This is a genomic window from Pseudomonas cremoris (genome assembly GCF_014230465.1).
Window position 1 is genome coordinate 531,903 of sequence record NZ_JAAXCY010000004.1, and the last position, 13,459, is coordinate 545,361.

Annotated in this window: 17 protein-coding genes; 9 read left to right on the plus strand and 8 right to left on the minus strand. The window is 61.1% G+C overall.

What is annotated here, in order from left to right; genetic code table 11:
* Positions 1–53 precede the first annotated feature (53 nt).
* The 3 genes from rnd to HF257_RS12445 all read left to right on the plus strand — a co-directional run bounded on the left by rnd (position 54) and on the right by HF257_RS12445 (position 2,517).
* The gene (rnd, locus tag HF257_RS12435; protein WP_185709409.1) at positions 54–1,187 is read left to right on the plus strand and encodes a ribonuclease D; all 1,134 of its coding nucleotides are present in this window, start codon (positions 54–56) and stop codon (positions 1,185–1,187) included.
* Complete coding sequence (locus HF257_RS12440) at positions 1,184–1,477, plus strand: YcgL domain-containing protein (protein WP_185709408.1); 294 nt, start codon at positions 1,184–1,186, stop codon at positions 1,475–1,477. The genes rnd and HF257_RS12440 overlap by 4 nt, the downstream gene beginning before the upstream one ends.
* A gap of 107 nt (positions 1,478–1,584) precedes the next feature.
* Entirely contained in the window at positions 1,585–2,517 is a 933-nt protein-coding gene (locus HF257_RS12445; RefSeq protein ID WP_185709407.1) for a D-2-hydroxyacid dehydrogenase, read from the plus strand.
* A 124-nt stretch (positions 2,518–2,641) separates the two neighbouring features.
* On the opposite strand, the gene HF257_RS12450 is transcribed toward HF257_RS12445, so the two are convergent.
* Positions 2,642–3,235: a nitroreductase family protein gene (locus HF257_RS12450; protein WP_185709406.1), complete on the minus strand. Its 594-nt coding sequence runs from the start codon at positions 3,233–3,235 to the stop codon at positions 2,642–2,644.
* 287 nt (positions 3,236–3,522) lie between these two features.
* On the opposite strand from HF257_RS12450, the gene HF257_RS12455 reads away from it, so the two are divergent.
* Together HF257_RS12455 and HF257_RS12460 are read left to right on the plus strand one after the other, a co-directional pair.
* Positions 3,523–3,972 (plus strand): YcgN family cysteine cluster protein, encoded by a 450-nt coding sequence (locus HF257_RS12455; RefSeq protein ID WP_003172524.1) that lies wholly within the window; start codon positions 3,523–3,525, stop codon positions 3,970–3,972.
* Between the two features lie 12 nt (positions 3,973–3,984).
* A complete protein-coding gene (locus HF257_RS12460; protein ID WP_185709405.1) occupies positions 3,985–5,205 on the plus strand; it encodes a hypothetical protein in 1,221 nt (406 codons plus the stop codon).
* 143 nt (positions 5,206–5,348) lie between these two features.
* Here the strand turns inward: HF257_RS12460 and HF257_RS12465 are convergent, their stop codons facing one another.
* The 4 genes from HF257_RS12465 to HF257_RS12480 all read right to left on the minus strand — a co-directional run bounded on the left by HF257_RS12465 (position 5,349) and on the right by HF257_RS12480 (position 7,528).
* The gene (locus tag HF257_RS12465; protein ID WP_185709404.1) at positions 5,349–5,690 is read right to left on the minus strand and encodes a YgaP family membrane protein; all 342 of its coding nucleotides are present in this window, start codon (positions 5,688–5,690) and stop codon (positions 5,349–5,351) included.
* A 68-nt stretch (positions 5,691–5,758) separates the two neighbouring features.
* Positions 5,759–6,226, minus strand: coding sequence for an RNA methyltransferase (locus tag HF257_RS12470; RefSeq protein ID WP_003189607.1), 468 nt, complete (start codon positions 6,224–6,226; stop codon positions 5,759–5,761).
* 179 nt (positions 6,227–6,405) lie between these two features.
* On the minus strand, positions 6,406–6,780 hold the full coding sequence (locus HF257_RS12475; protein WP_017736286.1) for a YajD family HNH nuclease: 375 nt from the start codon (positions 6,778–6,780) through the stop codon (positions 6,406–6,408).
* 61 nt (positions 6,781–6,841) lie between these two features.
* Positions 6,842–7,528, minus strand: coding sequence for a spermidine synthase (locus HF257_RS12480; protein ID WP_177114262.1), 687 nt, complete (start codon positions 7,526–7,528; stop codon positions 6,842–6,844).
* A gap of 78 nt (positions 7,529–7,606) precedes the next feature.
* Here HF257_RS12480 and HF257_RS12485 point away from each other — a divergent pair, with 78 nt between their 5' ends.
* Positions 7,607–7,885: a hypothetical protein gene (locus tag HF257_RS12485; protein WP_185709403.1), complete on the plus strand. Its 279-nt coding sequence runs from the start codon at positions 7,607–7,609 to the stop codon at positions 7,883–7,885.
* On the opposite strand, the gene HF257_RS12490 is transcribed toward HF257_RS12485, so the two are convergent.
* Positions 7,882–8,355, minus strand: a complete 474-nt coding sequence (locus HF257_RS12490; RefSeq protein ID WP_185709402.1) for a cyclic nucleotide-binding domain-containing protein — start codon at positions 8,353–8,355, stop codon at positions 7,882–7,884. The two genes, HF257_RS12485 and HF257_RS12490, sit on opposite strands and share 4 nt — an antisense overlap.
* A 66-nt stretch (positions 8,356–8,421) precedes the next feature.
* Positions 8,422–10,464, minus strand: a complete 2,043-nt coding sequence (locus HF257_RS12495) for a S9 family peptidase (RefSeq protein ID WP_185709401.1) — start codon at positions 10,462–10,464, stop codon at positions 8,422–8,424.
* Positions 10,465–10,488: 24 nt separating this feature from the next.
* Here HF257_RS12495 and HF257_RS12500 point away from each other — a divergent pair, with 24 nt between their 5' ends.
* From HF257_RS12500 to HF257_RS12510, 3 genes are read left to right on the plus strand one after another with little or no spacing between them, the layout of a single operon-like run.
* The gene (locus HF257_RS12500) at positions 10,489–11,019 is read left to right on the plus strand and encodes an MFS transporter (protein WP_185709400.1); all 531 of its coding nucleotides are present in this window, start codon (positions 10,489–10,491) and stop codon (positions 11,017–11,019) included.
* 21 nt (positions 11,020–11,040) lie between these two features.
* On the plus strand, positions 11,041–11,817 hold the full coding sequence (locus tag HF257_RS12505) for a class II glutamine amidotransferase (protein WP_185709399.1): 777 nt from the start codon (positions 11,041–11,043) through the stop codon (positions 11,815–11,817).
* 11 nt (positions 11,818–11,828) lie between these two features.
* On the plus strand, positions 11,829–12,371 hold the full coding sequence (locus tag HF257_RS12510; RefSeq protein WP_185709398.1) for a DUF2937 family protein: 543 nt from the start codon (positions 11,829–11,831) through the stop codon (positions 12,369–12,371).
* Between the two features lie 110 nt (positions 12,372–12,481).
* Here the strand turns inward: HF257_RS12510 and HF257_RS12515 are convergent, their stop codons facing one another.
* Complete coding sequence (locus tag HF257_RS12515; RefSeq protein ID WP_185709397.1) at positions 12,482–13,420, minus strand: LysR family transcriptional regulator; 939 nt, start codon at positions 13,418–13,420, stop codon at positions 12,482–12,484.
* Positions 13,421–13,459 lie beyond the last annotated feature (39 nt).

The window sequence follows — 13,459 nt, forward strand, 5'->3', positions numbered from 1 at the left end:
CGCAAGTCCCTTTCGCGATATATACTGCGCGCCATTCTTCAAGGGAGAGCCGTGTGGCCATCGATATTCACTGGATCTGCGACAACGATAGCCTCGGCCAGCATTGCGCCGAATGGCAGCAGTTGCCATTCGTCGCCCTCGACACCGAATTCATGCGGGTCGACACCTTTTATCCCATTGCCGGGCTGATCCAGATTGGTGATGGCGTACGCGCTTACCTGATCGATCCCCTGACCATCGACAATTGGCAACCCTTGGCCGCTTTGCTGGAGAACCCAGCGGTGATCAAGGTGGTGCACGCCTGCAGCGAAGACCTCGAAGTGTTGCTGCGCCTGACCGGCAGCCTGCCGGTGCCGTTGTTTGACACCCAATTGGCTGCGGCTTACCTGAACCTGGGTTTCTCCATGGGCTATTCGCGCCTGGTGCAAGCCGTGCTGGATATCGAACTGCCCAAAGGTGAAACCCGCTCGGACTGGCTGCAGCGGCCGTTGTCCGAGACGCAGATCAGCTACGCCGCCGAAGACGCGGTGCATTTGGCCGAGGTCTACACACGGTTGCGTCCGCAGCTTTCGGACGATAAATACGCCTGGGTACTGGAGGACGGTGCCGAACTGGTCGCCAACCTGCGCCGTGAAGTCGACCCGTACGAGGTGTACCGCGACGCCAAGCTCGCGTGGAAACTGTCCCGTGCCCAGCTCGCCGTCCTGCGTGAGCTGTGCGCCTGGCGCGAACAGCAGGCGCGCGCCCGTGACCTGCCACGTAACCGCATCATTCGCGAACATTCGCTATGGCCACTGGCCAAATCCCAGCCGGATAACCTCGCCGCCCTGGGCAAAATCGAAGACATGCACCCGCGCACCGTGCGTCAGGATGGCCAGTTCCTGCTGGACCTGATCAAACGTGCCGGCAGTGTGTCCATGGACCAATGGCCGCCTGCCGTTGCCGAACCGCTGCCGGTGGACGCCGCCACGCTGATCAAGCAACTGCGTGCACTGGGCCAGGCCGAAGCCGAACGCCTGGACATGGCGCCAGAACTGATGCTGCGCAAGAAAACCCTCGAAGCCCTGGTTAAAAGTGGCTACCCCGATGGGCCTTACCAATTGCCAGACTCGCTGCGTGGCTGGCGCCGCGAGTTGATGGGCCAGGCGCTGCTCGACAGCCTGGCCACTGCCGGAGAACAGCCTTGAAACGTATTTGTTCCATCTACCGCAGCCCTAAACGCGCCGGCATGTACCTCTACGTCCTGAAAAGCGATGTGCTGGAGCGAGTGCCCGAAGGTCTGCTGACCGTGTTCGGCAAGCCGGTGCACGCGTTCAACCTGGTGCTGACGCCTGAGCGCAAGCTGCAACAGGAAGACATCGCCCAAGTGCTGGAAAACCTCGACAAGCAGGGCTACCACCTGCAAATGCCGCCGCCTGAGGACGAGTACATCGAACACTTGCCCGAAGAGCTGCTGCGTCGCAACGACCCGATGTGATCGGTCAGTGCCCTGTTCGGGGCACATTCTTCAATGGAATCGTATTCGTGGGCGGTGGCCGTAAGGATGCGGGCGGCCGTCTGCAGTGTTTTTGAAAGGTTTTAAGCATGCGTGTTCTGATTGCTGAACAGGATCACCCGCTCTACGCCCAACTGCTCGGCGAGGCGGCACCGGACCTTGAAGTGCTGACCAGCGGCGACTCGGCAGAACTGTCGCGCCTGGCTGCTGACTGCCCAGTGTGGCTGGGCCAGCCGGACCTGCTCGCCACTCTGTTGCGCCAGGGCCATCAGCCGCAATGGCTGCAATCGACCTGGGCCGGCATCACCCCCCTGTTGGCCGAAGGCTTGCCCCGCGACTATCGCTTGACCCGTGCGGTCGGCATTTTTGGCCAGGTCATGGCTGAATTCGTCCTTACCTACATGCTCGGCCATGAGCGCGAAGTGCTCGCGCGCCTGGTGAGCCAGGTCGAGCGCAAGTGGGACAACCGCATGGGCCAGAGCCTGGCGGGACGCAAGGTGTTGATCGTCGGCACCGGCGATATCGGCCAGAGCGTTGCCGAGTTCCTGGTGCCGTTTGGCGTGAAGCTGTATGGCATCGCCAGCACCGCGCGTGAGCAGGCGCCGTTTATCGAAGTGGCCGGGCTTGATCAATTGAGCCGACTGGTGGGAGAGGTGGACTACGTGGTCAACCTGCTGCCCAACACGCCGAATACCCATGACTTATACGACGCGGCCTTGTTCAAGCAATTCAAGCCGACCGGCCTGTTTATCAACGTCGGGCGTGGCGTGGCCGTGGTAGATGCAGACCTGGTCGACGCCTTGAAGGAAGGGCACTTGGCGGGGGCTGTGATTGATGTGTGCCGCCAGGAACCGTTGCCGCAACGTCATCCGTTCTGGACCGCGTGGGGCTTGTTGCTGACAGGCCATAGCTCGGCGCCGACGTCGCCAGAATTGATGGTGGCGTTGTTTTTGCAGAATCTACGGGCGTATCAGGGGAAGGAAGCGCTGCGCGGGGAAGTGGATTTCGAGCGCGGTTACTGACAGTACTGGGAACACATTGTGGGAGCGGGCTTGCTCGCGAAGGCGGTGTATCAGTTGAAGTATTTTTGACTGATACACCGCATTCGCGAGCAAGCCCGCTCCCACAGGGGGTATTGCGTTAGCTTCAGAGGCTGAAATCACCTTCCGACACCAGCTCGCTCAACGGTCGACGCGGGCTCGGCGCTTCACGGCCCTGCAGGTACTCCGGCAAGGTCGACTTGTCACCCAGCTTGCCGATCGCCACGGCAGCATGCAGTGCATAACCTTCCGGGATTTTCAGCTCTTTGCGGGTCAGCTCCTGGTCGAAGCCGGCCATGCCGTGGGTGTGCCACCCGCTGAGGCTGGCTTGCAGCGCCAGGTGGCCCCAGGCCGAACCGGTGTCGAAGGTGTGCCACAGCGCCGGGGTTTCTTCCGTAGCGCCAGGGGCGGTGAAGTCGGTTTTCGAGGCGATGATCACCAGGGCCGACGCGTGCTGCGCCCAACCACGGTTGAATTCATTCAGCAAACCCAGGAAACGTTCCCAGTTTGGCGTGTCACGGCGCGCGTAGAGAAAACGCCACGGCTGCGAGTTATAGGCCGACGGCGCCCAGCGTGCGGCTTCGAAGAAGCTCAGCAGGGTTTCTTGCGGGATGCTCTCGCCGGTGAAGGCGCGGGGCGACCAGCGTTCGGTGAACTGAGTGTGGATCGGGTAATCGGCAACGCGTGGATTTGTGCTCATGAACAGTTCCTGATGACGACAATGGGCTAGGGTTGGAAACAGGCGCAGATTCAAAAAACGGGGCACCGATGCGCTCGGCGAGGGTTTTTTCAAGGCTCCATGGGGCGTCGTGGGCAATGCGGTACAGCATTTATGGCGCCCGACGCAGGGCCTTTGCGGCCCACAAAGCTACTGCGATGGATGGTCGCTGACAAGTCTGGTAACACCGCCAGTCGTAAGCACTTGGTTCCACGGGCCTTGGGCACTAGACTGGCGGCCTTTTCACCTACCGATACTGATGTAGAGCCATGGCCGCCAAAGTCGAACCTTTCTGGATACGTAAAACCCTTGAACACCTCGACCAGGAGGAGTGGGAATCGTTGTGCGACGGCTGTGGCCTGTGCTGCCTGCAAAAGCTTGAGGATGAAGACGACAACAGCGTCTATTACACGCGCATCGCCTGCAAACTGCTGGACCTGAAAACCTGCCAGTGCACCGACTACCCCAACCGTCGCGCCTCGGTGCCCGACTGCATCCAGCTCACCCCGGGCCAGGCCGACCAGTTCAAATGGCTGCCGCCGACCTGCGGTTACCGCTTGGTCAGTGAGCGCAAGGACCTGCCGTTGTGGCACCACCTGGTCTGTGGCGACCGCGACGCCGTGCACCACGAACGTATTTCCCAGTCCGGGCGCATGCTCAGCGAAGGCAGCGTGCCCGAAGACGACTGGGAGGATTACCTGATTTTCCGCGCAGGCTGACAAGGAGTGTGTATGAGGGGGGTAACAACGCTGCTGGCAAGCCTGGTGTTGCTGGCGCTGAGCACGCCCGCGTGGTGCGCGAAGAAAGTTGACCTGGATTACCACGTCAAGTTGCTGCCCCAGAGCGATCAGGCCGAAGTGCGGGTGAGCCTGTCCCAGGGCGCGGCGGTGCGCAGCCTGAACTTCGACCTGGGCCGCGACGGTGACTACAGCGACTTCAAGGCCGATGGCCAGTGGAAAGTCACCGGCAACCGCGGCCTGTGGCAGCCCAGCGCGAGCAAGTCCAGCCTGACCTACCGCGTGCGCCTCACTCATTCTCGCAAGGCGGGCATTTACGAGGCGCGCATGACGCCGAGCTGGGCGTTGTTTCGCGGCGAAGACCTGGTGCCGCCCGCGCACCTTGACCAACAGGACGGCATCGAACTGGTCTCGCGGCTGGTGTTCGAACTGCCCGCCGGCTGGAAAAGCATCGAGACCGCCTGGCCGCGCGTCGGCAAGAACAAATTCCGTATCGACAATGTTTCCCGGCTGTTCGACCGCCCCACCGGCTGGATGCTCGCCGGCACCGTGGGCAGCCGTCGGGTGCGCCTGGGCGAAACCGAAGTTACCGTCGCCTCGCCCAAGGGCCAGGGCATGCGCCGCATGGATGTGCTGACGCTGCTGACCTTCGTCTGGCCTCAGGTCGAGGCGGCGTTCCCACGCCACCCCGCCAAGTTGTTGGTGGTAGGTGCTGGCGATCCGATGCGCCGTGGCGCGTTCTCGGCCAGGGACTCTATCTACCTTAATAGCCGCACGCCGCTGATCAGCGAAAACGGCAGCAGCCCGTTGATCCGTGAAGTGGTGCAGGCGATTGGGCGCTTCAACGATCACGACACCAGCGACTGGATCAGCGAAGGCATGGCGGAGTACTACGCCATCGAACTGGTGCGCCGTGCAGGGGGAATCACCGATGAGCGGTATCAGGCGATCCAGGCCAGATTGGCGAAGGAAGGCAAGGACGTGACCAGCTTGCGCGGCGAGCATGTCAGCGGCGCAACGGTATCGCGGGCGGTGGTGGTGTTGCAGGAGTTGGATCGCGAGATTCGGGTGAAAACCCACAACAAACGGTCACTGGATGACCTGGCCCAGGCGGTGATGCGGGCCAATAGCATTACCACGGCGGAGTTTGTGCAGCTTGCCGAGAGCATCATCGGTGAGTCTTCGGTGGTGCTGGACAGCAAATTGCTGCACTGATCCCAAGCCTTGCACAAAACAAAATGTGGGAGCGGGCTTGCTCGCGAAGGCGGCGTGTCAGTTAACTCATCTTTAACTGATAGACCGCTTTCGCGAGCAAGCCCGCTCCCACATTTAGATCTCCGTTGTTTGGAAGATCTCTATTAACCAGTGGTTTTCTCAGCGGCCACTTCGGCTTTGGTTTTCAAGTTCTTCAACTCAGCCCCGGCTCGCTCGATCTTGGTACGCACGCTGTTCATCTCCTGACGACCCTGCTCCAGCTTGTCCTTGAGCGAACTGTGCCCGGTAAAACCACGGGCCAGCGCTACGCCGCCGATCGCCACCTGGATCAAGCCGAAAAGCCCGCCACGGCGCAGGCCTTTGCCCACCATCATCACGCCACCGGCCACCGAGCCGATGCGCTCCCAGCCGTGCACGTTTTGCGTGGGTTGGGTTTCAAACGGGGTGTGTTCGATGATAGGTCGCAAGGTTTTGCTGTCGCTCATGATCTGTCTCCAACAAGGGCAAGTGATAAGTAGCTGACTGCGCACAGGTGCCGGATGTTCCGAAAAAATCAGTACTTGGGGCCCGAACGGGTGTTGTTGCCCTTGGCCAGTCGGTCGTAGAGCACTACGTTGACGGTGGCGGCGAGGTTCATGCAACCGGTGGTCGGGATGTACACCACATCTTCACACCAGTCGCGGATTTCTTTGTCGAGGGAACCGTCTTCGGGGCCGAAGATGTACAACGCACGGTCGGGGTGGGTGTATTCGGGCAGCGGGCGGGCACCTTCCACCAGTTCCACGGCGACGGGGATGCAACCCAGCGGCAGGATTTTTTTCAGGTCATCAATGCCGATCAGCGGAATGTCGTGGTGGACCTTCTTGGTGTCGGTGATGAAATCTCGCGCGCGCTCGTAGCGTACGCCGGTGTAGAACACCGAGGCCACGCCGTAGCAGCCGGCGGCGCGCATCACGGAGCCGACGTTTTCGGGGGATTTGGGGTTGTACAGACCGATGCAGCTGTAGCGTTTATTGCCCACGGGGAAGGGTGCCTTGGAGGAAAACGGCGATTATACGGCCTTGGAGTGATGGGGTGTTTGTGGGATCGCCTTCGCGAGCAAGCCCGCTCCCACATTTGACCCAGTACATTCTTTGGAATGCGGTCGATTGTGGGAGCGGGCTTGCTCGCGAAGAGGCCGGAACAGGCAGCGACGAACTATCAGTCGTCCTTCTTCATCAACCCCGCCAACGCCGCAAACGGGTTATGCGTGGCCTTGGCAATCGTCGGGCTGCTGGTGGAGCCTTCGCTGAAGTACTGCTGGTCGGTGTAGCGCGAGTGTTCGTTGTCGTGGCAGTACAGGCACAGCAACTCCCAGTTGGAGCCATCCTGGGGGTTGTCATCATGGTTGTGGTTGCGGTGGTGCACGGTCAATTCGCTCAAGCGCTTGCCGGAAAACTCACGGGTGCAGCGGCCACACACGTGGGGGTACATCTTCAACGCTTTGTCGCGGTAGCCCATTTCGCGGTCGCGCTGGGCATCGGCAAGGATGCGATCCAGCTTGGCGGTGTGGGAGGGCGGGTTGGTCGAGCTCATCATGGCTCCTGTCTTTTGGGTGGGTCACGGATAGGGTTGATTCTAGCCGTTCACGGCGTAATTAGCCCTTGAGCTTTTCGGCAATCCAGATGGTATGCCGCGTGCCCTTGTTGCCATGGGCGAACACCTGCACTTCCTCGGCCTTGAACCCGGCCTTGCGCAGTTTGTCGCTGAACAGCTTGTCGGCACTGGCCGACCACACCGCCAGCACACCCTTGGGGCGCAGGGCCTTGGCACAGGCGGCGAGGCCACCGGCAGAGTACAGCCAGCTATTGGCTTTTTGCGTGAGGCCTTCAGGGCCGTTGTCGACGTCGAGCATGATTGCGTCAAACCCCTGGGGCTCGGCCTGCAGCACCTTGGCCACGTCTTCCAAGCGGATCACCGTGCGCGGGTCCAGCAGCGGGCGGCCGGATTTCTCTCCCAGCGGACCCCGGTTCCACTCCACGACACCGGGTACCAACTCTGCGACGACGACTTCGGCCGTCTTGCCCAGATGCTTGAGGGCCGAGGCCAGGGTGAAGCCCATGCCCAAACCGCCAATCAACACCCGCGAATCTGCACGGCCGGCGACCTTGCGGCAGGGAATTTCTGCCAACGCATCTTCTGAACCGTGCATGCGCGTGTTCATCAATTGGCCGCCGTCACCGCCCTGGATCTTGATGACAAAGTCTTCACCGTATTCGAACAGGCACAAGGCACCGCCGTTGTCGGGGATCGGGGTGGTGTCCAGCAGAACGAAACGTTTCATGGGAATCTCATTGGGAAGGGCATTCTTGCGCGGTTGGGAGTAGCCTTGTGACTTTCCGGTCAGGCCATGGAGCCATCGATGAAGTGCAGCATTCTAACGGTCATTGTGTTGAGCGCGCTCGCATTGGGTGCGGCGCAGGCTCAGGAGTTGCAAACCGTACCGGTCGCGCCAGCCCCTACACCGGGCGCGCCGGGCACCCCGACGCCGACGTTGTACCCGCAAGTCACCCCGCCAGCCGTGCCCAAGACGAACGGCTCGCCAGCCTTGGTGCCTATCGTGCTGCCGACGCCGCCGAAGGATCAGACGGTGCCCGGCCTGCTGCAAAACGACAGCAAGCCGAAAACGCCCGGCGGTTAAATCTGTTGGGAAAGCAGTTGCCCATCGACCATGCGCAAGCGCTTGGACAGGGCGATGGCAATGGCCCGGATGATCTTGGCGGCGACCCTGGGTGCTTCGTTGAGCATTTTTTCCAGGGAGTCCTTGCCCAGGTTCAGCAGCACGCAGTCACTGGCGGCCACGCAGCTGGCGGAACGGCGCTCGCCATCGAGCACCGCCATTTCGCCGAAAGCCCGGCCACTGCGCAGGGTGGCGATGGTCAGGCGTTGGCCATCGCTGTTGGTTTTTTGCACCGCCACCTGGCCGCTGTGGATGATGCACATGAAGGTGCCGGCATCGCCTTCGAGGAAGATCACCTCGTCGCGGGCAATACTGCTGATGTTGAAGTAGCCGGCGGCCACGTGGAAATCTTCCGGCAACAGCGGATCGAACAGGCCACAGTCCATCAGCATGTCGCGAATTTCGTTATTCAATAAGGTCGGTTGTGGCATGGCTGCAATCTGGGTCCATCAAACAAGGGCGGTCCTGTGTTCAGACAGGACCGCCGCGCTAAGTTCCTAAATCAACCCCAGCGCCTTGAACACAAATCCGTATTCGAGTGCTACGTCACGTAATCCCTGGTAACGCCCGCTCATCCCACCGTGGCCGGCGCCCAGTTCGGTCTTGAGCAGCAGCAGGTTGTCGTCGGTCTTGGTATCACGCAATTTGGCCACCCATTTGGCCGCTTCCCAATACTGCACACGGCTGTCGTTGTAGCCGGCGATCACCAGCAGGTGCGGATAGGCCTGGGCGCGGACGTTTTCGTACGGCGCATAGGCCTTTATCCGCTCATACACGTCAGGTTCTTCAGGGTTGCCCCACTCGTCATACTCGGTGATGGTCAGCGGCAGCTCCGGGTCGAGCATGGTGTTGAGTACGTCGACGAACGGCACTTCGGCAATCGCTGCCTGGAATAGCTCCGGACGCTGGTTAAGCACCGCACCGATCAGCAGGCCGCCCGCGCTGCCGCCGCTGATAGCCAGTTGATTGGCGGTGGTCAGACCGTTGGCGATCAAGTGTTCGGCGCAGGCGATAAAGTCGCTGAAGGTGTTTTGCTTGTGCTCCTGCTTGCCGTTGCGGTACCAGGCTTCGCCCAGCTCGCCACCGCCGCGCACGTGCGCAATGGCAAACGCCACGCCCCGGTCCAGCAAGCTCAGGCGTGCATGCGAGAACCACGGGTCGAGGCTCGAGCCGTATGCGCCGTAGCCGTATAGGTACAGCGGCGTAGGTTTGCCGAGTTGGTCGCGCTTGACCACCAGGCTGATGGGTACCTGGGTGCCATCGGCAGAAGTGGCCCACAGGCGTTGGCTCACGTAATCGTCGGCATTGAACACACCCAGCACCGGGGTTTCCTTGAGCACGTGCTGCGCGCCGCTGGCCAGTTCCAGCTGGCGCACCTGGGCCGGACGGTTCAGAGCCTCGTAGCGCAGGCGGATCTTGTCGCTGGCAAATTCCAGGCTGTTCTGTACGTAGAGGCTGTAGGCGGCGTCGGGCAATTCCACGCGGTAGGTCGGTAGACCCTCTGGGTGCACTTCAATCACCGGCAGGCCGCCGATGCGCAGGCTCAGGGTCATGGCGCCGGCGTTCAGGCTCACGCCGTCGAGCATCACGTCGTCGCTGTGGGGGATCAGGTTCTGCCACTCGGCCTCGGTCGGCACGTCGCCAATGTCGGTCGCCACGAACAACGCATAGTTGATGCCGTCGCGGTTGCTGCGGATAAACCAGGTCCATGCGCCATTCAGTTGGCCGTGGTCAACATCGTATTCATGGTCTTCGACCCGTGGTGCCAGGCAGGTGAAGTCCAGGTGTGGCTGCTCGGCGTCCAGCGCCCAGATCTCACTGGTGGTCTTGCTGCCCAGGGCCAGCAGCAGTTGGCGCTCGGAGCTGGAGCGGTAGCAGTGCAGGAAGAAACGCCCGTCCGGTTCATGGAACACTTCTTGCGCCGCCGTACCATCCAGACGGTAGCGATACAGCTTGTGCGGACGGTGGGTGTCGTCCAGCTCGCCAAAAAACAGGGTCAGGCTGTCATTGGCCCACGTCATGCTGCCGTCGCAGTCCTGGAATTCCAGTTCACTGACCTTGCCGTTGGCCAATTCCTTCACGTACAGGGTGTAGATCTCTTCGCCGCTGGTATCCAGGCTGTAGGCCAGGCGCTGGTGGTCGGGGCTGATGCTGAATGCGCCGAGCGAGAAGAAACCGCCGTTGGCCAGCACGTTCGGGTCCAACAGCAGTTCTTCGCTGCTGTCGTCCACCTGGTTGCTGTCATCGGCGGGGCGACGGCAGCGGTAGTGGCGGGCGTATTCGTCGCCGGCGGTGGTGCGCGTGTAATACAGGTACGGACCCCACGGGGAGGGCAGGGACAGGTCGGTTTCGAGGATGCGGCCCTTGATCTCTTCAAACAGGGTTTCGCGCAGGGCCTTCTGGTCGGCGAGTTGGGCTTCCTGCCAGGCGTTTTCGGCCTTGAGGTAATCGAGCACCTCAGCGCTGTCACGTTCCTGCAGCCAGGCGTAAGGGTCTGGGCCAGTGGCCTTGCGGGCAATCGGGGCGGTCGATATAGGCATGGAGCACTCTCTGTCTGGCGGACGGTGGCAGGCATTGCAGCCGCGACACGCAAAAGCCGTTATCATAGCCGCCTCTTTGCCAGCCTTGCCATGGACACCATGACCGAGAACGACTATCTGACCGCTTGGGGCCTTTACGCCTTCGCCGCTTTGGGCTGCCTGTTGGTGTGGTGGCGCATGACCCGCTGGATCTGGCGTTGGTTGCGCGAGCCGCTGCAATTGCTGATGGCGGTGTTGCTGTTCAGCCCGACCATCGTCGACCCGGTCAAGACCCAATTCGCGCCTGCCGTGGCCATTACCGCGCTGGACCTGGTGCTCAAGGTGGGTAACAACGCCTGGCGGGCCATTTCCGATTTGTTCATGTACACGATGATCGCGTTTGCCGTGTACATCGTGATCGTGTTGATCCGTTGGCCCATCGAGCGCGCCGCCAAGGCGCGTCGTGAGCGCAAGGCCGCCGCCGACGCCGCGTTGGCCGCCGAGCCTGACGACGATGACGAACCTTTCCGCCGTCCGGCGCCTGTGAGTGGCATGCGCGTCGAACCGCGCCTTTAACGTTGTAGCGAGAGCCCTGGCATGTGTGAATTATTGGGCATGAGTGCCAACGTCCCCACCGATATCGTGTTCAGCTTTACCGGGCTGATGCAGCGCGGTGGGCGCACCGGCCCCCACCGTGACGGTTGGGGCATCGCCTTCTACGAAGGCCGCGGCCTGCGCCTGTTCCAGGACCCGGCTGCCAGCAGCGAGTCGGAAGTCGCGCTGCTGGTGCAACGCTATCCCATCAAAAGCGAAGTGGTGATCGGCCATATCCGCCAAGCCAACGTGGGCAAGGTGTGCCTGTCCAACACCCACCCGTTCGTGCGCGAACTGTGGGGGCGCAACTGGTGTTTCGCGCACAACGGCCAGTTGGCGGACTTCAATCCCCGCGCCACCTTCTACCGCCCGGTGGGCGATACCGACAGCGAAGCGGCCTTTTGCGATTTGCTCAACCGTGTACGCGAAGCCTTCCCGGAACCGGTCGATATTGAAAACGTGCTGCCGGACCTGATCGCGGCCTGTTCCGAATACCGCAGCAAAGGCGTGTTCAACTGCCTGCTGAGCGATGGCGATTGGCTGTTTTGCTACTGCTCGACCAAATTGGCGCAGATTACCCGGCGTGCCCCATTTGGCCCGGCGCGCTTGAAAGATGTCGACGTAATCGTCGATTTTCAGGCCGAAACCACGCCAAATGATGTGGTGACGGTAATCGCCACCGAACCTTTGACCGACAACGAAAACTGGACCCGCTACGAACCGGGCCAATGGAGCCTGTGGCGGCGCGGTGAATGCGTCAGCCAGGGTATTACCGAGTAAGGATATCGACCATGTTGCTCAGCTATCTGCGGTTGGTGTTGTTTGCCATTGGTTTGTTGGTTGGCGTGCAAGTACCGGGGTTTATCAACGACTACGCCAAGCGTGTCGAAGCCCATCTGATCGAGGCTCAGACGGGCCTGCGCGGGTTTGAATCCACCGCCCAGCAGTTCTTCAACGGTGACTTGAAAGCACTAGTCGCGCATTACCGTGCCAGTGATGACCCGGTGTTCCAGAGCGACGCCAACAGCCTGGGCGCCATGCTTGACCGCCAAGTGGCGTTGGACAAGCAGTTCCAGGCGATGCAAGGCCCGTGGTACATCCGCGCGTTGCAAGTGGCGGTGGCGGCCGACCCGGACATTCGCTTGGAAACCTGGAATGGCTACAGCTACCAGATCCTGCTCACGCCGGAGGCCATGGGCTGGGGCTTGGGCGGGGCGATGCTGCTGTCGTTCGGCATCGAATGCCTGTTCCGGCTGATCGACTGGGTGGTGTTGGGCGGTAAGCGCTTGCGCCAGAGCCGGCCGATCGAAGAGCGGGACCTGAAGGGTTTGTAAGCCACACACAAATCCAAATGTGGGAGCGGGCTTGCTCGCGAAGACGGTGTATTAGTCAAAGCTGTATTCGCTGACCCACCGCATTCGCGAGCAAGCCCGCTCCCACATTTTTAATCCGGTTTCTTCAGTGAGGTGTGTGTGCTGAGGATCATCCGCTCTTCACCGACTTCTTCGGCATACCGCGCCACCACCTTCTGACACAACCCCACAATCTCCTCCACCAACTCCACCCCCACCCGCCACGACACCACCACCTGCAAATTCGGCAGCCGCTGCTCCATCGGCAACATCACCAAGTCCCCCCGCGCCAGTTCTTCCATGACCAGCACTGGCGGCAACGCGCCAATGCCGAAGCCATCGCGCAACAACCGGGTGATAGCCGACACCGAATTCACGCAGTTCATGCGCGGTGCCGCCACGCCGTTGGCTTGCATCAGGCTCAATACATCCTGGTGTGGATGGGAGTTTTTCGAGTAGGTGATGATGCGTTCCTGGGCCAGTTCGGCGAGGGACGCGTAATCGCGGTGGTAGATCGATTGGCTGGCGACGATCCACGCCATGGGGTGGCTGGCCAGCTCCAGGCTGCGTACGGTTTCGAGGCGCAGCAGGTCAGTTTGCAGGATCAGGTCGAGAAAGCCTTTTTGCAGCTGATCACTGAGGTTCAGTGCAGTATCGGCGACCAATTCAATTTCAACCAACGGGAAATGGTCCATCAATTCCGCCACCAATGGGCTCAGCCAGGTGTGAATCACCGTGTCCATCGCACCGATGCGGATGCGCCCGACCTTGCTGCTGGTGGTTTCCAGGGACTGCTTCAAACCCTGCATGGTCACCATCATCTGCTCGGCGTAATCGAGCACCTTCAAACCTTCCGGGGTGAGGCTCACGCCGCGTGAATCGCGTAGAAACAGCTTCACCCCCAGTTCGCTTTCCAGCACCGCAATGCGGCTGGAAATCGACGCTTGAGTGGTGAACAACTTCTCGGCGGTCAGGCGAAAGCTCTTGAGCTTGGCCACCCAGACGAAGGTTTCGAGGAACTTCAAATTCATGGGATCAACTTTTTCTTATGCATGGATCGGTTTTTATTA